The organism is Pseudomonas sp. GW821-FHT07B01 (assembly GCF_059419065.1).
In genome coordinates this window covers 34,063-52,417 of record NZ_JBWKRA010000027.1, presented here as the reverse complement: position 1 = coordinate 52,417, position 18,355 = coordinate 34,063, and the positions used below count along the sequence as shown (strand labels likewise).

The 18,355-nt window shown below is 61.9% G+C and carries 22 protein-coding genes; 15 read left to right on the top strand and 7 right to left on the bottom strand.

Annotated elements, in window-relative coordinates; translation table 11 throughout:
- Positions 1-19 precede the first annotated feature (19 nt).
- Positions 20-355: a transcriptional regulator gene (locus AC07S6_RS23505; RefSeq protein WP_495113158.1), complete on the top strand. Its 336-nt coding sequence runs from the start codon at positions 20-22 to the stop codon at positions 353-355.
- 69 nt (positions 356-424) lie between these two features.
- Positions 425-1,315, top strand: coding sequence for a pseudouridine synthase (locus tag AC07S6_RS23500; RefSeq protein ID WP_014717693.1), 891 nt, complete (start codon positions 425-427; stop codon positions 1,313-1,315).
- A gap of 55 nt (positions 1,316-1,370) precedes the next feature.
- Here AC07S6_RS23500 and AC07S6_RS23495 read toward each other — a convergent pair whose 3' ends face one another.
- Both AC07S6_RS23495 and mobA read right to left on the bottom strand, forming a co-directional pair.
- The gene (locus AC07S6_RS23495) at positions 1,371-1,592 is read right to left on the bottom strand and encodes a YgdI/YgdR family lipoprotein (protein ID WP_003189935.1); all 222 of its coding nucleotides are present in this window, start codon (positions 1,590-1,592) and stop codon (positions 1,371-1,373) included.
- A 79-nt stretch (positions 1,593-1,671) separates the two neighbouring features.
- Positions 1,672-2,274: a molybdenum cofactor guanylyltransferase MobA gene (gene mobA / locus AC07S6_RS23490; RefSeq protein ID WP_495113157.1), complete on the bottom strand. Its 603-nt coding sequence runs from the start codon at positions 2,272-2,274 to the stop codon at positions 1,672-1,674.
- A gap of 76 nt (positions 2,275-2,350) precedes the next feature.
- Here mobA and moaB point away from each other — a divergent pair, with 76 nt between their 5' ends.
- On the top strand, positions 2,351-2,890 hold the full coding sequence (gene moaB, locus AC07S6_RS23485; protein ID WP_057976686.1) for a molybdenum cofactor biosynthesis protein B: 540 nt from the start codon (positions 2,351-2,353) through the stop codon (positions 2,888-2,890).
- The gene (locus AC07S6_RS23480; RefSeq protein WP_197881640.1) at positions 2,874-4,100 is read left to right on the top strand and encodes a molybdopterin molybdotransferase MoeA; all 1,227 of its coding nucleotides are present in this window, start codon (positions 2,874-2,876) and stop codon (positions 4,098-4,100) included. The genes moaB and AC07S6_RS23480 overlap by 17 nt, the downstream gene beginning before the upstream one ends.
- A gap of 131 nt (positions 4,101-4,231) precedes the next feature.
- Here the strand turns inward: AC07S6_RS23480 and AC07S6_RS23475 are convergent, their stop codons facing one another.
- Positions 4,232-4,561 carry an EscU/YscU/HrcU family type III secretion system export apparatus switch protein gene (locus AC07S6_RS23475; protein ID WP_014717698.1) on the bottom strand — a complete coding sequence of 110 codons (330 nt, stop codon included), beginning with the start codon at positions 4,559-4,561 and terminating at the stop codon, positions 4,232-4,234.
- Positions 4,558-6,135, bottom strand: a complete 1,578-nt coding sequence (fliK, locus tag AC07S6_RS23470; RefSeq protein ID WP_495113164.1) for a flagellar hook-length control protein FliK — start codon at positions 6,133-6,135, stop codon at positions 4,558-4,560. Before fliK ends, AC07S6_RS23475 begins: the two co-directional genes overlap by 4 nt.
- A gap of 199 nt (positions 6,136-6,334) precedes the next feature.
- Here fliK and ccmA point away from each other — a divergent pair, with 199 nt between their 5' ends.
- The 11 genes from ccmA to phnN all read left to right on the top strand — a co-directional run bounded on the left by ccmA (position 6,335) and on the right by phnN (position 14,720).
- Positions 6,335-6,970 carry a cytochrome c biogenesis heme-transporting ATPase CcmA gene (gene ccmA / locus AC07S6_RS23465; protein ID WP_073842772.1) on the top strand — a complete coding sequence of 212 codons (636 nt, stop codon included), beginning with the start codon at positions 6,335-6,337 and terminating at the stop codon, positions 6,968-6,970.
- A complete protein-coding gene (ccmB, locus tag AC07S6_RS23460) occupies positions 6,967-7,635 on the top strand; it encodes a heme exporter protein CcmB (protein WP_054920124.1) in 669 nt (222 codons plus the stop codon). Before ccmA ends, ccmB begins: the two co-directional genes overlap by 4 nt.
- Before the next feature lie 87 nt (positions 7,636-7,722).
- Positions 7,723-8,478 carry a heme ABC transporter permease gene (locus AC07S6_RS23455; RefSeq protein WP_072448155.1) on the top strand — a complete coding sequence of 252 codons (756 nt, stop codon included), beginning with the start codon at positions 7,723-7,725 and terminating at the stop codon, positions 8,476-8,478.
- A complete protein-coding gene (ccmD, locus tag AC07S6_RS23450) occupies positions 8,475-8,651 on the top strand; it encodes a heme exporter protein CcmD (RefSeq protein ID WP_003172771.1) in 177 nt (58 codons plus the stop codon). The genes AC07S6_RS23455 and ccmD overlap by 4 nt, the downstream gene beginning before the upstream one ends.
- Positions 8,648-9,106 carry a cytochrome c maturation protein CcmE gene (gene ccmE, locus AC07S6_RS23445; RefSeq protein WP_014717703.1) on the top strand — a complete coding sequence of 153 codons (459 nt, stop codon included), beginning with the start codon at positions 8,648-8,650 and terminating at the stop codon, positions 9,104-9,106. The genes ccmD and ccmE overlap by 4 nt, the downstream gene beginning before the upstream one ends.
- 3 nt (positions 9,107-9,109) lie before the next feature.
- Positions 9,110-11,098 carry a heme lyase CcmF/NrfE family subunit gene (locus tag AC07S6_RS23440; protein WP_197884140.1) on the top strand — a complete coding sequence of 663 codons (1,989 nt, stop codon included), beginning with the start codon at positions 9,110-9,112 and terminating at the stop codon, positions 11,096-11,098.
- Positions 11,095-11,631, top strand: a complete 537-nt coding sequence (locus AC07S6_RS23435) for a DsbE family thiol:disulfide interchange protein (RefSeq protein ID WP_054920121.1) — start codon at positions 11,095-11,097, stop codon at positions 11,629-11,631. Before AC07S6_RS23440 ends, AC07S6_RS23435 begins: the two co-directional genes overlap by 4 nt.
- On the top strand, positions 11,628-12,101 hold the full coding sequence (locus AC07S6_RS23430; protein WP_020301388.1) for a cytochrome c-type biogenesis protein: 474 nt from the start codon (positions 11,628-11,630) through the stop codon (positions 12,099-12,101). Before AC07S6_RS23435 ends, AC07S6_RS23430 begins: the two co-directional genes overlap by 4 nt.
- Positions 12,094-13,284, top strand: coding sequence for a c-type cytochrome biogenesis protein CcmI (gene ccmI, locus AC07S6_RS23425; protein WP_105226273.1), 1,191 nt, complete (start codon positions 12,094-12,096; stop codon positions 13,282-13,284). The genes AC07S6_RS23430 and ccmI overlap by 8 nt, the downstream gene beginning before the upstream one ends.
- 16 nt (positions 13,285-13,300) lie before the next feature.
- The gene (locus AC07S6_RS23420) at positions 13,301-13,708 is read left to right on the top strand and encodes a hypothetical protein (RefSeq protein ID WP_197884142.1); all 408 of its coding nucleotides are present in this window, start codon (positions 13,301-13,303) and stop codon (positions 13,706-13,708) included.
- A 439-nt stretch (positions 13,709-14,147) separates the two neighbouring features.
- Positions 14,148-14,720 carry a phosphonate metabolism protein/1,5-bisphosphokinase (PRPP-forming) PhnN gene (phnN, locus tag AC07S6_RS23415; protein WP_057976699.1) on the top strand — a complete coding sequence of 191 codons (573 nt, stop codon included), beginning with the start codon at positions 14,148-14,150 and terminating at the stop codon, positions 14,718-14,720.
- Between the two features lie 257 nt (positions 14,721-14,977).
- Here the strand turns inward: phnN and AC07S6_RS23410 are convergent, their stop codons facing one another.
- The 3 genes from AC07S6_RS23410 to AC07S6_RS23400 all read right to left on the bottom strand — a co-directional run bounded on the left by AC07S6_RS23410 (position 14,978) and on the right by AC07S6_RS23400 (position 18,354).
- Positions 14,978-16,183, bottom strand: a complete 1,206-nt coding sequence (locus AC07S6_RS23410; protein WP_495113156.1) for an MFS transporter — start codon at positions 16,181-16,183, stop codon at positions 14,978-14,980.
- A gap of 251 nt (positions 16,184-16,434) precedes the next feature.
- Positions 16,435-17,436: a sulfate ABC transporter substrate-binding protein gene (locus AC07S6_RS23405; protein WP_197883866.1), complete on the bottom strand. Its 1,002-nt coding sequence runs from the start codon at positions 17,434-17,436 to the stop codon at positions 16,435-16,437.
- A 93-nt stretch (positions 17,437-17,529) separates the two neighbouring features.
- The gene (locus AC07S6_RS23400; protein WP_019820385.1) at positions 17,530-18,354 is read right to left on the bottom strand and encodes an ion transporter; all 825 of its coding nucleotides are present in this window, start codon (positions 18,352-18,354) and stop codon (positions 17,530-17,532) included.
- Between the last annotated feature and the right edge of the window lies 1 nt (position 18,355).

The following is an 18,355-nucleotide window of genomic DNA, read 5'->3' as shown; positions in this document are numbered from 1 at the left end:
TTGAATAGAGGGAACGCCCGTGGTGAATGTTGAACAACTTAAAAGCAGCGTCAATCGCATGTCCGCCGATGTGGTGCGTGACGCGGTGAACGAACTGCGCCTCGATGGCTTGGTCACGGAAGGCAAGACGCCGTTTAACAAAGTGCATTTCAACACCTGCTTCGCGGAAATCGAGGCGCTGTTCCAGCGCGCCGGTTATCACAAGCAGCTGGATGTGGTGGGTTATCAGGGCTTGCTCTACGCGCTGTATGACCCAGGCCGTTGGGAAGCGGTGGACGTGCTGCGCTGGCTCAAGGAATTCACCGAGGCGGCGAGCGCCTCGCCGGTGCTGCAGGCTCAACTGGCCAAGGCCTGAGATAGGCCCTAGGCAATCGCGCGCCATGGGCGATAATGCCCGCCTGTTTTCCAGGCTTTGAGCGTCGGCATGTCCACTTTGGTTTTTTCCCCCTCCCAGCACCAAGCCAGCACCCTGTACTTGCCGCCGGGCTCCTGGGTGACGGTGCTCGATTGCCTGTGCGCACACTTCCCGGCCATTGGCCGCGAACAGTGGCTGGACCGCATTGCCCGCGGCCGGGTGCTGGATGTCAATGGCAACCCGATCAGCCTGGGCCTGGGCTACAAGGAAGGCCTGTGCATCTATTACTTTCGCGAAGTGCTCAACGAGAAAGTGATTCCGGTGCAGGAAAACATCCTGTACGCCGATGAACACCTGGTGGTGGCGGACAAACCGCATTTCCTGCCAGTGACACCCGCTGGCGAGTACGTCGAGCACACCTTGTTGCGACGCTTGATCCGGCGCCTGGACAATCCCGCCCTGGTGCCTCTGCACCGCATTGACCGGCATACGGCGGGGTTGGTGCTGTTCTCCGCCAACCCGCACAGCCGTTCGGCCTATCAGCAATTGTTTCCCACACGACGTATCGACAAATTCTACGAAGCCATCGCACCGGCCTTGCCGCACCTCAGCTTCCCGTTGGTGCACAAAAGCCGTTTGGTGGATGGCGAGCCTTTCTTTCGCATGCAGGAAGGGCCGGGGGCCAGCAACACCGAGACGGCGGTAGAGGTGCGCGAGAAAAACGCTGATCTATGGCGCTACGGCCTGTTCCCGGTGACCGGTAAGAAGCACCAGCTGCGCGTGCATATGACGGCGCTGGGGGCAAGCATCTGTAATGACCCGTTTTACCCCGAAGTAATCAAGGATGCCGAGGACGATTATGCCAAGCCACTCAAGCTACTGGCCCAGGGCGTGCGCTTTATCGACCCGGTGAGCGGTGAACAACGCAGCTTCCGCAGCCAGATCACCCTGGACTGGTAAACCCCAGGAACAACAAGGCCCGCGCTAGGCGGGCCTTGTGTGCAAGCGCTGAGGCTTACAGGTCTTTAACGGTGCGAACCTGATCTTTGTTGATACGGGTGTGCTTGCCGTCCAGTTGTTCGAATTCGTAGAAGCCCGAATCTTCATCGTATTTCGGGGTGTCGACGGCCTGGATTTCGCGACCGTCATTCAGGGTGATCACTGTTGGCGAGGCGCAACCGGCGAGGGTGGCGAGGCCCAGTGCAAGCATGAGAGCGGCGATGGTCCGTTGAGTCATGAGTTTGTCTCCGAGAGAATACTTTTAAATTGCTGACCTTGTGACGTACGGGACGCCGGCAAAGTTCCTTGTGCAGGGTTCATTCTGACATGCCAGCCCCGGGGTGCAACAGCTCGGGCGTATTAAGATTGGCCAGGCGTGGGTCATCGGCCGGGCATTCCACGGCCACCGCGCCCAGTTGCAGCCAGAGCTTGCGCGGGCTGCGCTCACCCGCTTGCCATGCCTGTTCCACCTGGTTTTTCAGGCTTGTGGGAATGATGCACAGCAAGGGTTCCCAGCATTCACCCTGGCGCACCATCACCGGTATCTGCGGGTTGCGTCCTGCGGTCGCATGCAGGTCGGCCAGCAGTCGCGCATCGACCTGCGGCACATCGCAAGGCAATATCAGCAGATGCCCATGGCGTGCGGCGAAGAGTCCCGCACGGATACCGGCCAGCGGGCCGGGGAAGTCCGGGTTGTCGTCGCTCACCTGCTGGTCGGCATAGGGCGCGTAGCGTTCATGGTTGCGGTTGCACGAGATGATCAGGTCATCGGTGAGCGGCCGGGCCAACTGGTGCAGGTGGGCGATCAAGGGCTGGCCTTGCCATTCCAGCAGCCCTTTGTCCTGGCCGCCCATGCGTTGGCCGCGACCACCGGCGAGCAATAGGATCGAACACGGCAGTGAGGAAAATTCAAACGTCATGGTGGTTGCGCTGCGGCAGGGAAACAGGGGCCTGTGATATAACACCGGGCTGTTCCTTCGACAACCGGACCCTGCCATGAAAGCCAAGGCCGATGCGCCCTTTGTACCCCTGAATATTGCTGTATTGACCGTCAGCGACACCCGCACCCTGGAGACTGACACCTCCGGCCAGGTCTTCGTCGACCGCCTCGCCGCCGCCGGCCACCGCCTGGCCGAGCGCGTGCTGCTCAAGGACGACCTTTACAAGATTCGCGCCCAGGTGGCCCACTGGATCGCCGAAGACGTGGTGCAGGTGGTGCTGATTACCGGCGGCACCGGCTTCACCGGTCGCGACAGTACCCCTGAAGCAGTGAGCTGCCTGCTCGACAAGCAGGTCGATGGTTTTGGCGAGCTGTTCCGCCAGATCTCCGTGGCCGATATCGGCACCTCCACCGTACAATCGCGCGCCTTGGCGGGGTTGGCCAACGGCACCCTGGTGTGCTGCCTGCCAGGCTCCACCAATGCCGTGCGCACCGGTTGGGACGGCATCCTCGCCGAGCAGTTGGACAACCGGCACCGTCCGTGCAACTTCGTCCCGCATCTGAAGCAGGCAGAACCTTGTGAATCCCGTGGATAAGCCCGGCAAGACCGGCGCCCTGATGCCGGTGGAAGCAGCCCTGCAACGTTTGCTCGACATGGCCGCCGCCGCGCCGATCCGCGAGGAGGAAGTACTGTCCCTGGCTGAGTGTGATGGCCGGGTATTGGCCCAGGATCTGATCTCCACACTCGACCTGCCACCGTGGCCCAACAGTGCCATGGACGGCTACGCCGTGCGCCTGGCGGACTGGACCGGCGAACCCTTGGTGGTGAGCCAGCGGATTTTCGCCGGCACTGCCCCTGAACCCTTGGCGGCCGGCACCTGCGCACGCATCTTTACCGGCGCGCCGGTGCCCCAAGGCGCTGACTGCGTGCAAATGCAGGAAAACGCCGTGGTGCATGCCGACCAGCGCGTGAGTTTCACCGAGCCATTGCAGATGGGCGACAACATCCGGCCTCAGGGCCAAGAGACCACGGTCGGCGAGACCGTACTCAGTGCCGGTACCCGCCTGGGCCCTATCGAACTCGGTTTGGCCGCGTCTCTTGGACGTGATCGACTCGAGGTGGTGCGGCGCGTGCGCGTGGCCGTGTTGTCGACCGGCGATGAACTGATCGAGCCAGGGTTGCCGCTCGGCCCTGGGCAGATCTACAACAGCAACCGCCGCGTGCTGTGCAGTTGGCTTGGGCGCATGGGCTGCGAAGTGATTGATGCCGGGATTCTACCGGATGATCTGGAACAGACCCGCGCGCGCCTGGCGGGGCTGGGCAGCGTTGACCTGATCCTCTCGACCGGCGGTGTGTCGGTGGGCGAAGCGGACTTCCTTGGCATTGCCTTGCGGGAAGAGGGTGAGCTGGCGCTGTGGAAACTGGCGATCAAACCGGGCAAGCCGCTGACCTTCGGGCATTTTCGTGGCGTGCCGGTGATCGGCCTGCCGGGAAACCCGGCCTCGACCCTGGTGACTTTTGCGCTGCTGGCGCGCCCGTATCTGCTGCGCCGTCAAGGTGTGCTGGAGGTGCAGCCGCTGCGCTTCGAAGTGCCGGCAGGGTTCGTCTGGCCCAAGCCCGGCAACCGCCGCGAGTACCTGCGCGGGCGGATCGAACAGGGCAAGGCGATCATCTACCGCAACCAAAGCTCCGGGGTGCTGCGCAGTGCGGCGTGGGCTGAAGGCTTTGTGGAGGTAATGGAAGGCACCACGCTGGCCATCGGCGACCGGGTCAACTTCATTCCTTTGAGCGAAGTCCTGAACTGAACACAGATCAAAAATGTGGGAGCTGGCTTGCCTGCGATAGCGGTGTATCAGTCACCTGACATCAGGCTGACCCACCGCTATCGCAGGCAAGCCAGCTCCCACAGTTGGATGTGTGTGGAGCTCATGAGCAATCAGTAATCGTCACCCTGCTCAGTGACATCCCGCTCTACTGGCCCTGCTTCCGGGTCGTAGCCGGCCGGGAACTTGCCCTTCAACGTCCAGGCAAACGCAATGATCTCGGCAATCGTGCGGTACAACTCTTCCGGAATGCTGTCCCCCAGTTCCATGCGCGCCAGCAGCTTCACCAACTCGGCGTTTTCATAGATGGGTACTTCATTCTCCCGTGCCAATTTGAGGATGGCTTCGGCCAGGGCGTCGTCGCCTTTGGCCGTCAGGGTGGGGGCCTGTTGGCCGTCGTACTTGAGGGCGATGGCCTGGCGGGGTGGGGCGGCGTTTTTCATGCGGTTTCATCCACCCAGCGTTGCTCCAGTCCGGTTTTTGGCCCGCGGGGCGGGGTGCCCAGATGGCAATCCAGGTCGCCGACGTTAAGCCCGGATGACACCAGACGCTCGCGCAGGCTGCCCAAATGGCTTTCGATCAGGCTGGCAGTGAAAGGGCGGCTGGCCCATAACTGGCTGGACAGTTTGCCCTGGGACAGCTGCGCCTGAACTTGCAACGGCCCCAGCGGCTCCATGTCGAAGGCCAGTTCGACGCGCCAAAGCATTTGTTTCGGGTCTTTTTTATCCTTGCGCTCGGGCTGGTCCTTTTCTGGCGCGGGCTCCTCGCGTTGGAACTTGACCTGCAGCGGCACGATGTCTTGCAGGGTGCGCATGGGAATCTCCAACTGCCAGGTCGTTTGCAGGCGTCCGTCGGCGGTGGTGCCGGTCTGTTCCAGGCTCGACAGTTGATGGCTCTGCAAACGCGAGATCGCCCCGGCGGCCAGGCGTAGCAGGTTTTCCAGGTCGCCTTCACCTTCCAGTTTTGCCATGAGCCGCTCGGGCAGCGGGAAGCCGGCGGGTATCTGCCGGGCGCCGACCTGGCCGAGGGTGTTCAACGGGCTGCGCACGAAGTGCGGCAACACCTGGGCCAGGGTATTGGCGGCGAGGATCGCATTCAGGTTGGTACTGGCAGGCAAGGCGGGCAAAAGGTCTGCGACCAGGCGTAACAGCGCGCCTTTCATGTCCAGTGGTGGGATTTGCGGGTTCTGCCCGGCAAGCAATTTGGCTTCCAGAAAGGCGCCGCTGTTCTGCACCACCTGGGCCAGTATCTTGGGATTGCTGACCTGTGCCAGATCGGGCAACGCCGCCAGCAAGCGCTCGGCGGCGGCCCGTAGCTCGGCCGATGTACTGTCGCCACGGGGCAGGTTTTGCAAGGCGGTGAACACCGCATCCAGCGAGCCTTGGCGACTTTGCTGAGTGGCAAGTTGCTGCGTCACGGCCAGTTGGTCCTTCAGGCCGCTTAGCGGTACGAAGTTCAGGGTCTGCGCGTTCTGCACCACGGCGCTGAGCAAGCTGCCCACCCTCAGCGGCTGAGGGCTTTCCAGGGTGAGGGTGGCACCGGCCAGGGCGTTATTGAGCACACTTACCAGCGAGCGATAGATCGCCGGTTGCGCCGTGCCCTGGGGCAGCATCTGCGTGGTCAGCACCTTGGCCTGCAATAACGTACCCACCGGTATTTGGTTAGTGTCGAGGCGGGTGAGGGCGGCCACGTTGGCACTCATGGCTTGCTGCAAGGTAATGGCCAGGTTGCCCGCAGGCGTCTGGCTCACCGCCACATTGCTGCCTAGAGGCAAGGGCTGGGCACTGCTGGCCTGCACCAGCGCCTGGCGACCGCCTTCGAGGGTCAGTTTGAGCAGTAACTGAAAGGCCTCGCCGCCTTGTTTAAGCGCGATGACCTCGGCGTTCACGGTTTTCCCCGGGTCGATCAACCCGGCCTGCGGCTCCAGCAGTTTGAGCAATGCGCCGGCCCCAGGCAGCGGAGTGGGCCCGGGTGCGGAGGTTGGCGGCAGTGGAGGAAGGTTGATCTCGCCGGTCATCGTGCGCATCGTCTCTGGGGAAATTGCCCTCTTTAGAGTAGGGCATCGCATGTATAATGCCGCCCGTCTGCAAAGAGAGCGGTAAAAACCTCACAACTATTTGATCCAGCTCTCTAAAATCGGTCGCCAAAGCCGTTATTGTGCATCTCTCTATAACGGCCGCTGCACCGCCGACTTGAACCGTAAAGGCCCGCGATCTTTGACCAGCCCTCTTCTTGAAGCCGTAGCGCTTGCCTGTGAACGCGACCTGCGCCTGCTGTTCGAGCAACTCGACCTGCGGCTGACGGGTGGGGACATGGTGCAAATCAGTGGCCCCAATGGCAGCGGCAAGACCAGCCTGCTGCGCCTGCTGGCCGGTTTAATGCAGCCGACGGCCGGCGTGGTGCATCTCAACGGCAAGCCCTTGAACGAGCAGCGTAGCGAGCTTGCGCGCAACCTGGTCTGGATCGGCCACGCCGCCGGCATCAAGGACGTACTCACCGCTGAAGAAAACCTCAGTTGGCTCAGCGCCCTGCATCATCCTGCTTCCCGTGATGCCATCTGGCAGGCCCTGGCCGCGGTGGGCCTCAAGGGCTTTGAAGACGTTCCCTGCCACACCCTGTCCGCCGGCCAGCAGCGCCGCGTGGCCCTGGCCCGCTTGTACTTGCCCGGCCCGCCGCTGTGGATTCTCGACGAGCCTTTCACGGCCCTCGACAAACAAGGCGTGGCTCAACTCGAAGCGCATCTGGCCCAGCACTGCGAGCAAGGCGGGCTGGTGGTGCTCACCACCCACCACACCTTGGCGCGCATGCCCGCTGGCTACCGTGAGCTGGACCTGGGGCGGTGGTCGCTATGAGTGTGTTCGCCCTGTTGGTCGCCCGCGAAGCCCGGCTGTTGTGCCGTCGCCCCGCCGAACTGGCCAACCCGCTGGTGTTCTTTGCCATCGTGATCGCGCTGTTCCCGCTGGCGGTTGGCCCGGAGACTAAACTGTTGCAAACCTTGTCCCCAGGACTGGTGTGGGTCGCCGCGCTTTTATCGGTTCTGCTCTCGCTGGACGGGCTGTTTCGCAGTGATTTCGAAGACGGTTCCCTGGAGCAGTGGGTCCTTTCGTCGCACCCGTTGCCACTTCTGGTACTGGCCAAGGTGCTGGCACACTGGGTTTTTTCCGGCCTAGCGCTAGTCTTGCTCTCGCCACTGCTTGCCATGATGCTTGGGTTGCCCGTTGAATGCCTGCCGGTGCTGCTCCTGTCTTTGTTACTCGGCACGCCGGTGCTCAGCCTGTTGGGGGCGGTGGGCGCAGCGTTGACCGTCGGCTTGAAACGGGGCGGGCTGTTGCTGGCGCTGTTGATTCTGCCTCTGTATATCCCGGTGTTGATCCTGGGGAGTGGCGCGTTGCAAGCCGCGCTCATGGGCATGCCGGCGACCGGTTATCTCTTGTGGCTGGGTAGCCTGGCCGCCCTGGCGGTAACCCTGACACCTTTTGCTATAGCCGCCGGCCTGAAAATCAGCGTCGGTGAATAATGAGGTCTGACCCGGCGTCAATGACGCTGAGTCAGTAAAGACCCTGAGCTTTTCGCCACGACGAAAAGCACCGTGATGGAAACAGCAATGAACTGGACCTGGTTTCACAAGCTCGGCTCGCCCAAATGGTTTTATGGCATCAGTGGCAAGCTGCTGCCGTGGTTGAGTATCGCCGCCATCCTGCTGATCGGCACCGGCCTGGTCTGGGGCCTGGCCTTTGCGCCGCCGGACTATCAGCAAGGCAACAGCTTTCGCATCATCTATATCCACGTACCTGCCGCGATGCTGGCCCAGTCCTGCTATGTGATGCTGGCGGTGTGCGGTGTCGTCGGCCTGGTATGGAAGATGAAGCTGGCCGATGTAGCCCTGCAATGCGCCGCGCCCATCGGTGCGTGGATGACCGCCGTGGCGCTGGTGACCGGTGCGATCTGGGGCAAGCCGACCTGGGGCTCATGGTGGGTGTGGGATGCGCGCCTGACCTCGATGCTGATCCTGCTGTTCCTGTATTTCGGCCTGATTGCCTTGGGCAACGCCATCAGCAACCGTGACAGCGCCGCCAAGGCTTGCGCGGTGCTGGCGATTGTCGGCGTGATCAACATCCCGATCATCAAGTACTCGGTGGAGTGGTGGAACACCCTGCACCAGGGCGCCACCTTCACCCTCACCGAAAAACCGGCGATGCCCGTGGAAATGTGGGCGCCGTTGCTGCTGATGGTGCTGGGCTTCTACTGTTTCTTCGGCGCCGTATTGCTGCTGCGCATGCGCCTTGAAGTGCTCAAGCGTGAAGCCCGTACCAGTTGGGTAAAGGCCGAAGTGCAAAGCTGCCTGGGAGCACGTGGATGAGTTTTGCTTCTTTCAGTGATTTTCTCGCCATGGGCCACCACGGCCTGTATGTCTGGACGGCCTATGGCATCTGCCTGGCGGTGCTGGCCCTCAACGTCGCCGCGCCGATCCTGGCCCGCAAGCGTTACCTGCAACAAGAGGCGCGACGTCTGCGCCGGGAGACCGAAAAGTGAATCCGCTGCGTAGAAAGCGTCTGTTGATCATCCTTGCCATCCTGGCCGGCGTCGGCATTGCCGTGACCCTGGCCCTGAGCGCCCTGCAGCAGAACATCAACCTGTTCTACACGCCCACCCAGATCGCCAATGGCGAGGCACCGGTCGATACGCGCATCCGCGCTGGCGGCATGGTGGAGCAGGGCTCGTTAAAGCGTTCCGGCGATTCGTTGGACGTGACCTTCGTCGTCACCGATTTCAACAAGGCCGTGACCATCACCTATCGGGGCATCCTTCCGGACCTGTTCCGGGAAGGCCAGGGCATTGTCGCCTTGGGCAAGCTCAACGCCGATGGCGTGGTAGTGGCTGACGAAGTGCTGGCCAAGCACGATGAAAAATACATGCCGCCCGAGGTCACCAAAGCCTTGAAAGACAGCGGCCAAACCGCGCCCGCCACCCCAGTCAAGGAGGGCTGAGCCATGACGTCCGCACTGTTTATTCCGGAGCTGGGCCAGTTGGCGATGATCCTCGCGCTGTGCTTTGCCGTGGTCCAGGCCGTGGTGCCCTTGCTGGGTGCCTGGCGCGGCGACCGCCTGTGGATGAGCCTGGCGCAGCCTGCCGCCTGGGGCCAGTTTGCCTTTTTGCTGTTCGCCTTTGGTTGCCTGACCTACGCCTTCATGACCGACGATTTTTCGGTCGCCTACGTTGCCAACAACTCCAACAGCGCTTTGCCCTGGTACTACAAGTTCAGCGCCGTGTGGGGTGCCCACGAAGGTTCATTGCTGTTGTGGGCCTTGATCCTCGGCGGCTGGACCTTCGCCGTCTCGGTGTTCTCGCGCCAATTGCCGCAAGTGATGCTGGCGCGGGTGCTGGCGGTGATGGGCATGATCAGCATCGGCTTCCTACTGTTCCTGATCATGACCTCCAACCCGTTCACCCGCATCCTGCCGCAGATCCCGGTGGACGGTCACGACCTCAACCCGTTGCTGCAGGATATCGGCCTGATCGTGCACCCGCCGATGCTCTACATGGGTTATGTGGGGTTCTCCGTGGCCTTCGCGTTTGCCATCGCCGCCTTGCTCGGCGGGCGTCTCGACGCCGCCTGGGCGCGCTGGTCACGGCCATGGACCATCGTTGCCTGGGCCTTCCTCGGTATCGGTATCACCCTGGGCTCATGGTGGGCCTACTACGAACTCGGCTGGGGCGGCTGGTGGTTCTGGGACCCAGTGGAAAACGCCTCCTTCATGCCGTGGCTGGTGGGTACCGCGCTGATTCACTCCCTGGCCGTCACCGAAAAACGTGGCGTGTTCAAGAGCTGGACGGTACTGCTCGCCATCGCGGCGTTTTCCCTCAGCCTGCTCGGCACTTTCCTGGTGCGCTCGGGCGTGCTGACCTCGGTGCATGCGTTTGCCTCAGACCCTGAGCGCGGCGTGTTCATCTTGATCTTCCTGCTGTTTGTCGTCGGCGGCTCGCTCACCCTGTTTGCCCTGCGCGCACCGGTGGTCAAGAGCCAGGTCGGTTTCAACCTGTGGTCGCGGGAAACCCTGTTGTTGGGCAATAACCTGGTGCTGGTGGTAGCCGCGTCGATGATCCTGCTCGGCACCCTCTACCCGCTGGTGCTGGACGCCTTGAGCGGCGCCAAGCTGTCCGTGGGGCCGCCGTACTTCAATGCGTTGTTCATTCCGCTGATGGGCCTGTTGATGGTGGTGATGGCGGTCGGCGTGCTGGTGCGCTGGAAAGACACCCCGGTGAAATGGCTGGTGGGCATGCTGATGCCGGTGCTGCTCGGCAGCGTGGCCCTGGCGGTGATCGCCGGTTTCGCCTACGGCGACTTCAATTGGGCGGTACTCGCGACGTTCCTGCTGGCAGCCTGGGTGTTGCTCGCGGGGGCGCGGGACATCGTCGACAAGACGCGCCACAAAGGCCTGATCAAAGGCCTGCCCACTCTGACCCGCAGCTATTGGGGCATGCAGATCGCCCACATTGGTATTGCGGTGTGCGCCCTTGGGGTGGTGCTGTCCAGCCAGAACAGCGCCGAGCGCGACCTGCGCCTGGCGCCGGGCGAGTCCATGGACCTGGCCGGTTACCACTTCATCTTCGAAGGTGCCAAGCACTTTGAAGGGCCGAACTTCACCTCCGACAAAGGCACGGTGCGCGTAGTGCGCAATGGCAAGGAAATCGCCGTGCTGCACCCGGAGAAACGCCTGTACACCGTGCAAAGTTCGATGATGACCGAGGCTGGCATCGACGCCGGTTTCACCCGTGACCTGTATGTGGCCCTCGGTGAACCCTTGGGCGACGGGGCCTGGGCCGTGCGCGTGCATGTCAAACCCTTCGTGCGCTGGATCTGGTTCGGCGGTTTGCTCACCGGGTTCGGCGGGTTGCTCGCAGCGCTGGACCGGCGCTATCGGGTCAAGGTCAAGAGCCGGGTGCGTGAAGCGCTTGGCCTTTCGGGAGCTGCGGTATGAAGCGTTGGTTGATGGTTGTGCCGCTGGCGTTGTTCCTGCTGGTGGCGGTGTTCCTGTATCGCGGGTTGTACCTGGACCCTGCCGAGCTGCCTTCGGCGATGATCGGCAAGCCGTTCCCCGCCTTCAACCTGCCAACGGTGCAGGGTGACAAGACCCTGACCCAGGCAGACTTGCAGGGCAAGCCGGCCCTGGTCAACGTGTGGGCCACCTGGTGCATCTCTTGCCGCGTCGAACACCCGGTGCTGAACAAGTTGGCCGAGAAGGGCGTGGTGATCTACGGCATCAACTACAAGGACGACAATGCGGCGGCCGTGAAGTGGTTGGCGGAATTTCATAACCCGTACCAGCTGGATATCCGCGACGAAGACGGCAACCTGGGGTTGAACCTGGGTGTGTACGGCGCGCCGGAAACTTTCTTCATCGACGCCAAAGGTGTGATCCGCGACAAGTACGTCGGCGTGATCGACGAAACGGTGTGGCGCGAGCAACTGGCCGCCAAGTACCAGGCCCTGGTCGATGAGGCCAAGCCATGAAGCGTTGGTTGACCGCTGCCGTTTTAGCCCTGGGCCTGGCTGGCGTGGCCCACGCCGCCATCGACACCTATGAATTCGCCAACGACGCGCAGCGTGAGCGTTTCCGCGACCTGACCAAGGAACTGCGCTGCCCCAAATGCCAGAATCAGGACATCGCCGACTCCAACGCCCCGATCGCCACCGACCTGCGCAGAGAGATTTTCCGCATGCTGGGGGAGGGCAAGGACGACCAGCAGATCATCGACTTCATGGTCGACCGCTACGGTGATTTCGTACGCTACAAACCGGCACTCACCGGCAAGACCGCGCTGCTGTGGTTTGGCCCGGCCGGGCTGTTGCTGGCCGGCGTGGTGGTAATGGCCGTGATCGTGCGTCGGCGCCGTGTCGCACCGATTGATGGCGCCGATGCGCTGTCCCCTGAAGAGCGTAAACGCCTCGACCAATTGCTGGACACCAAGACTGATGATTGATTTCTGGCTCGCAGCCGGTTTGCTGCTACTGATTGCCCTGAGTTTCCTGTTGATCCCTGTGTTGCGTGGCCGTCGTGCCCAGCGTGAAGAGGATCGCACCGCGTTGAACGTGGCGCTGTACCAGGAACGCGTCGCCGAGCTGCAAGCGCAGCAGGACGAAGGTGTGTTGAATACCGCGCAACTTGATACCGGCCGCGCCGAAGCGGCCCGCGAGTTGCTGGCCGACACCGAAGGTGTAGAAAAACCCCGCGAATCGCGGTTAGGCAAACCGCTGCCGTTTTTGGCGGCGTTTCTGGTGCCTGTGCTGGGCGTGGCGCTGTACCTGCATTATGGCGCGAGCGACAAGGTTGAACTGACCCGTGAGTTTTCCCAACCGCCGGTGTCCATGGCCGACATGACCCGCCGCCTGGAACGCGCCGCCGCTGCACAACCGGATTCGGCAGAAGGTTTGTACTTCCTTGGGCGCGCCTATATGGCCCAGGACCGTGCCGGCGATGCCGCCAAAGTCTTTGAACGTACGGTTGCGTTGGCCGGGCGCCAACCGGAACTGCTCGGGCAATGGGCCCAGGCGCAGTACTTTGCTGACAACAAACAATGGTCGCCTCAGGTTCAGGCGCTGACCGACGAAGCCTTGAAGCTCGATCCCAAGGAAGTCACCAGTCTTGGCCTGTTGGGTATCGCTGCCTTTGAGGGCCAGCGTTATCAGGAAGCCATCGACTACTGGAACCGCCTGCTCGCGCAACTGCCGCCAGAAGACAATTCCCGTGTCGCCCTGCAAGGCGGGATTGATCGCGCGGCAGAGAAGCTCAAGGAGAGCGGTGGCAGCGTCGCCCCGGCGCCCAAGGCGCTGCTGACCGTGCGGGTGGACTTATCTGCCGAAGTGAAGGCCAACGTCCTGCCAGGCGACAGCGTGTTCATCTTTGCCCGCGCCGTAAACGGCCCCCCGGCGCCCTTGGCTGCCAAGCGTGTGACCGTCGACGCATTGCCGGTCACCGTCGAACTGGGCGATGCCGACGCGATGATGCCGCAGTTGAAACTGTCCAACTTCCCCGAAGTCCAACTGGTTGCGCGCATATCCCGGGCCGGCCAACCGACCACTGGCGAATGGATCGGCCGCAGCCAACCGTTGGCCAGCAGCACCACTGCGTTGCAGCAACTGACCATCGACACTCCGGACCAGTAATTCTGAGGACACACCCATGACCGCATTTGCACGCATCACCTTGCTCAGCCTGGTACTCGGCCTGAGCGCCTGTGCGGTCCACCGCCCACCTCCGGCGCCGACCGGCCCGACTATTCCACCGTCTGGCCCCTCGACCCAGCCGAACACCAAGCCCAGCACCAAACCTTCCGGCCCGGTGACGCCACCGACCAAACCCCTGCCAAGCAAGTCGCCGACCTTTGCCCCACCGCCGGGCGCTGCCAGCCACTGGGACGGAAAGATGCAGGTGTACGTGCTCGACGATCAGCCTGACACCTTCTACCGCCAGCGCACTTACTACCGTTGGAGCAACGGCTGGAGCCGCTCCATCAGCCCCAACGGGCCATGGGAAGAGACCAACGTGCAAGGCGTGCCGCCGGGGTTGAGCAAGCAATACGCGCAATGACAAAAGGCGGCCTGAGGGTTAATGCCAGTCAGTTAAGACAGAATCGGTAACTGTGGCGAGGGAGCTTGCTCCCGCTGGGGCGCGAAGCGGCCCCAAAAATGGGACTGCTACGCAGTCCAGCGGGAGCAAGCTCCCTCGCCACAAGTCACTGGTTGTCTGCTCTAGCTCTTAACTGACTGGCATTAGGCCTGAGGGTCGCCTTTTTCATGGCTTTCAAACGCACTGTGTGGATTACGGCAGGGCTAAGCAATTAAAGCCCGACGCATGCGCCGAATGCGCAGTGTGCTGTAGTGATGTGGCTATCGCTGGCCTGGCGTGGGAAGGATTGCTAGGTATACTTTCCTGCGGCTACTACGACGCGGCTCCCCGGGTGCAAACCAGGCGCCGCGCAGTGGTCCCGGGGATGTACCGGTGTGGGGACAAGCGAAGAGGGTTTTTAATGGCAGGCAGGTTGATCTATCTCATCGGGCCATCGGGTTCGGGCAAAGACAGTCTGCTGGATGCCGCACGCCCACGTCTGGTTGAGCGTGGGTGCCGCATGGTGCGACGGGTGATCACTCGGTCCGCGGAGGCGGTGGGCGAAGCGGCGCAAGGTGTGAGCCCCGAGCAGTTTGCGGCCATGGAGGCCGAGGGCGCATTTGCCTTGAGCTGGCAGGCTAATGGCTTGTCCTACGGCATCCCCAGGGAAATCGACGATTGGCTGGCCGCGGGGGACGACGTTCTGGTCAACGGTTCCCGTGCGCACCTGGCGCAAACCCGTGAGCGTTATCCGACCTTGCTGGTATTGCTGCTGACGGTGGACCAAGCGGTGCTGCGCCAGCGTCTGATTGCGCGTGGGCGGGAGTCATTGGCGGATATCGAGGAGCGCCTCGCGCGCAATGCGCGGTTCACTGCCGAATTGATTGCCGGTCATGGCGCGGGGTTGTTCGTATTGGATAATTCCGGCCCGTTGGCGCATACCGTCGAACGCTTGCTGTGTTGCCTGGAGCACGGGCACAGCGTGAACACCTGACCCAGTAGTGCATGGGTAATGCCAGCGCTCAGATAAAACCCGGAGACGGAGCTCATATTTCTCAATACGGAGAAGACAAGATCGACCTGTCGCAAATGGCACGCGACGGCAAGGTAGCGATGAACTTCGTTGAGCACTATACAGGGGCGGCAGGGGGCGCGATTGTTTGACGCAATGCGGGGCGGGACTTACTCAATGGTTGATTAAGTCCCGCCCCTTTGTGCGTTGTGAAACGTTTTTATGAGCCGAAGGCCCCGTCAGGACGCTTGGGCAGTGGCCAACGCGGCTTTACGTGACGCACTCAGGAAGCGCAACAAGGCCAACAGCGCAAATGCGCTGCCCACCAGCATGACGGCCAACCAGCAGCCATGTTCATACACGCTGCTGGCAATCGCCGAACCGAACGCACCGCCGATAAAAATGCTGGTCATGTACAGCGCGTTCAGGCGGCTGCGGCTGTTGGCATCGAGGGCGTAGATGGCGCGCTGGCCGAGGACCATATTCATCTGCACGCAGAAGTCCAGAACCACACCGGTGACTGCCAGGCCGATCACGCTGTAAAGCGGGTGTACCAACGCCGGCAGGAAACTCAGCGCGCCAAACAGCATCGCCAGCAACGAGGCGCGGTGGGTATGGCCGGCGTCGGCCAGGCGACCGGCCATGGGCGCGGCGATGGCGCCAAGTGCACCGACCAGGGCAAACAGTGCGATCTCGCTTTGGCTCAGGCCGTGGTTACGCGCCAGTTCCAGTGGTACGGCAGTCCAGAACAGGCTGAAGGCGGCGAACATGCAACCCTGGTAGAACGCCCGCTGGCGCAACAGCGGTTGTTCACGCAACAGGGTGCCCAGGGAGCGCAGCAACTGGCCGTAGCTGGCACTGTGATCGGGCTGGCGCTTGGGGATTGTCAGCATCAGCACCACGCTGATGAACGCCATCAGTGCGGCGGCCGCCATGAACATCGCACGCCAGCCGAAGTGGTCGGCCACCACGCTCGACACCGGCCGTGCCAGCAGGATGCCCAGCAGCAGGCCGCCCATGATGCTGCCGACCACCCGGCCCCGGGATTCGGCCGGCGCCAGGTGTGCGGCCAGCGGAATCAGGATCTGCACCGAGACGGAACTGAAGCCGATCAGCAGCGACACCAGCAGGAACAGGTTTGGCTGTTCGATAAACGCCGCACCCAGCAGGCTGGCGATCGCCACGACGGTGGTGGCGATCATCAGCTTGCGGTTTTCCAGCAGGTCGCCCAGAGGCACCAGGAAAAACAGGCCCAGGGCATAGCCGATTTGCGTGAGGGACACGATCAGGCTGGCCATTGCCGGCGTCAGGCCAATGTCCGGGGCAATCAGCTCGATGATCGGTTGCGCGTAGTAGATGTTGGCGACAATGGCGCCGCAGCAAAACGCGAACAGCATGACCATGCCCCGGGTCATGGTGCCTGCAGCGTGAGAGGTTGCGTTCATGGTGTGCTCATAAAGGCGAAGGACGATGGCGTGAGAGAGTAAAGACAAGGCTCGCAAGTGAGTAGACTGCTTGTGGTGATATCACTTATGCCGAGTGATGATACATTCAGACACATCTGCCTTACGCATAAAAGTGGGAGCTGGCTTGTCTGCGATGGCGGTGCACCAGTCACCAGAAATATGACTGATAGATCGCTTTCGCAGGCAAGCCAGCTCCCACAGGTTTGACCGAGTTGATTCAGTCAGATGGATTATTGGCCAGAGTAGATCTGGTCAAACACCCCGCCATCATTGAAATGGGTCTTTTGCACTGTGCGCCAGTCGCCGAAGGTCTTCTCCACCGACAGGAAGTCCACCTTGGGGAACCGGTCGGTGTACTTGGACAGCACCTTCGGGTCCCGTGGGCGCAGGTAGTTGTTGGCCGCAATTTCCTGGCCTTCGGGCGACCACAGATACTTGAGGTAGTCCTCAGCCACCGCACGGGTGCCTTTTTTCTCGACCACTTTATCCACCACCGACACCGGCGGCTCGGCTTCGGCGGAGACGCTTGGGTAGACCACTTCGAACTGATCACGGCCAAACTCACGGGCGATCATTTCCGCTTCGTTTTCAAAGGTCACCAGCACGTCGCCAATCTGGTTGGTCATGAAGGTGGTGGTGGCGGCGCGGCCACCGGTGTCCAGCACGGGCGCTTGCTTGAACAACTTTCCAACGAAGGTCTTGGCCTTGTCTTCATCGCCGCCGTTCTTCAACACGTAGCCCCAGGCCGACAGGTAGGTGTAGCGGCCGTTGCCCGAGGTCTTCGGGTTGGGCACGATCACTTGCACGCCATCCTTGAGCAGGTCGGGCCAGTCTTTCAACGCCTTGGGGTTGCCTTTGCGCACGATAAAGACTGTGGCTGAGGTGAATGGCGCACTGTTATTCGGCAGGCGTGTCACCCAGTTGTCCGGCACCAGCTTGCCGTTGTCGACCAGGGCATTGATGTCGGTGGCCATGTTCATGGTGATCACGTCGGCGGGCAGGCCGTCGATCACCGAGCGTGCCTGTTTGCTGGAGCCGCCGAAGGACATCTGCAACGTCAGCTTGTCGTCCGGGTGCTCGGCTGCCCAATGCTTCTGGAAGGCGGCGTTGTAGTCCTTGTAGAAATCGCGCATCACGTCGTAGGAGACGTTGAGCAGGGTGGTCGCTGCCTGGGCGGAGCCCGCCAAGGCCAGGCCGGCGGCCAGTAGGGAGGCGCTGAGGATTTTTTTCACTGCTCATTCCTTGTTGTTCGAGAAGAGGGAGGCAATTTGCCAGCGACTATAGCCGGGCCTTCATAGAGCTTTAAAGATTAAAAAGAACTTTGCTTATTCCAGTTTGCGAAACAGATTGCTGCCACAGCGCGCACAAAACGCGGCGTTGGGTTCATGGCTGTCCTTCTTGCACACTGGGCAATCGGTATGCAGCTGTTCGCCGCGCATGGCACTGGCCAGTTCAGCGGTAAAAATACCCGTCGGCACGGCGATGATCGAGTAACCGGTGATCATCACCAGCGATGAAATAACCTGGCCCAGGGGCGTCTTGGGCACGATATCGCCGAAGCCCACGGTGGTCAGGGTGACGATCGCCCAGTAGATGCCCTTGGGGATACTGGTAAAGCCATGTTCCGGGCCTTCGATCACGTACATCAACGTGCCGAACACCGTCACCAGGGTGCACACGCTGACCAGGAACACCACGATCTTCTGCTTGCTGCCGCGCAGCGCCGCCATCAGGTAGTTGGCCTGCTTGAGATACGGGCTGAGCTTGAGCACGCGGAAGATGCGCAGCATGCGGATGATGCGGATGATCAGCAGATACTGGGCGTCGCTGTAGTACAGCGCGAGGATGCCGGGGACGATGGCGAGCAGGTCCACCAAGCCATAAAAGCTGAAGGCATAGCGCAGCGGCTTGGGCGAGCAATACAGGCGCAGGCCGTACTCGATAGCGAAGATCAGCGTGAAGCCCCACTCGATATAGGCCAGCAGGTCGGCGTAGTTCTGATGGATTGTGTCGATGCTGTCGAGCATCACGATCACCAGGCTGGCGAGGATGATCAGCAGCAGGATGCCGTCAAAGCGCCGCCCGGCGACGGTGTCGCTTTGGAACACCATGATGTAGAGGCGCTGGCGCCAGTCGTTGTTGCTGTCCATA

What these genes read in the sequence shown, in the direction of transcription:
- AC07S6_RS23500 (WP_014717693.1), top strand. Translation starts at nt 425, where the DNA reads ATGTCCACTTTGGTTTTTTCCCCCTCCCAGCACCAAGCCAGCACCCTG.
- AC07S6_RS23495 (WP_003189935.1), bottom strand. Translation starts at nt 1,592, where the DNA reads ATGACTCAACGGACCATCGCCGCTCTCATGCTTGCACTGGGCCTCGCC.
- mobA (WP_495113157.1), bottom strand. Translation starts at nt 2,274, where the DNA reads ATGACGTTTGAATTTTCCTCACTGCCGTGTTCGATCCTATTGCTCGCC.
- moaB (WP_057976686.1), top strand. Translation starts at nt 2,351, where the DNA reads ATGAAAGCCAAGGCCGATGCGCCCTTTGTACCCCTGAATATTGCTGTA.
- AC07S6_RS23475 (WP_014717698.1), bottom strand. Translation starts at nt 4,561, where the DNA reads ATGAAAAACGCCGCCCCACCCCGCCAGGCCATCGCCCTCAAGTACGAC.
- fliK (WP_495113164.1), bottom strand. Translation starts at nt 6,135, where the DNA reads ATGACCGGCGAGATCAACCTTCCTCCACTGCCGCCAACCTCCGCACCC.
- ccmB (WP_054920124.1), top strand. Translation starts at nt 6,967, where the DNA reads ATGAGTGTGTTCGCCCTGTTGGTCGCCCGCGAAGCCCGGCTGTTGTGC.
- AC07S6_RS23455 (WP_072448155.1), top strand. Translation starts at nt 7,723, where the DNA reads ATGAACTGGACCTGGTTTCACAAGCTCGGCTCGCCCAAATGGTTTTAT.
- ccmD (WP_003172771.1), top strand. Translation starts at nt 8,475, where the DNA reads ATGAGTTTTGCTTCTTTCAGTGATTTTCTCGCCATGGGCCACCACGGC.
- AC07S6_RS23440 (WP_197884140.1), top strand. Translation starts at nt 9,110, where the DNA reads ATGACGTCCGCACTGTTTATTCCGGAGCTGGGCCAGTTGGCGATGATC.
- AC07S6_RS23435 (WP_054920121.1), top strand. Translation starts at nt 11,095, where the DNA reads ATGAAGCGTTGGTTGATGGTTGTGCCGCTGGCGTTGTTCCTGCTGGTG.
- AC07S6_RS23430 (WP_020301388.1), top strand. Translation starts at nt 11,628, where the DNA reads ATGAAGCGTTGGTTGACCGCTGCCGTTTTAGCCCTGGGCCTGGCTGGC.
- ccmI (WP_105226273.1), top strand. Translation starts at nt 12,094, where the DNA reads ATGATTGATTTCTGGCTCGCAGCCGGTTTGCTGCTACTGATTGCCCTG.
- AC07S6_RS23420 (WP_197884142.1), top strand. Translation starts at nt 13,301, where the DNA reads ATGACCGCATTTGCACGCATCACCTTGCTCAGCCTGGTACTCGGCCTG.
- phnN (WP_057976699.1), top strand. Translation starts at nt 14,148, where the DNA reads ATGGCAGGCAGGTTGATCTATCTCATCGGGCCATCGGGTTCGGGCAAA.
- AC07S6_RS23410 (WP_495113156.1), bottom strand. Translation starts at nt 16,183, where the DNA reads ATGAACGCAACCTCTCACGCTGCAGGCACCATGACCCGGGGCATGGTC.
- AC07S6_RS23400 (WP_019820385.1), bottom strand. Translation starts at nt 18,354, where the DNA reads ATGGACAGCAACAACGACTGGCGCCAGCGCCTCTACATCATGGTGTTC.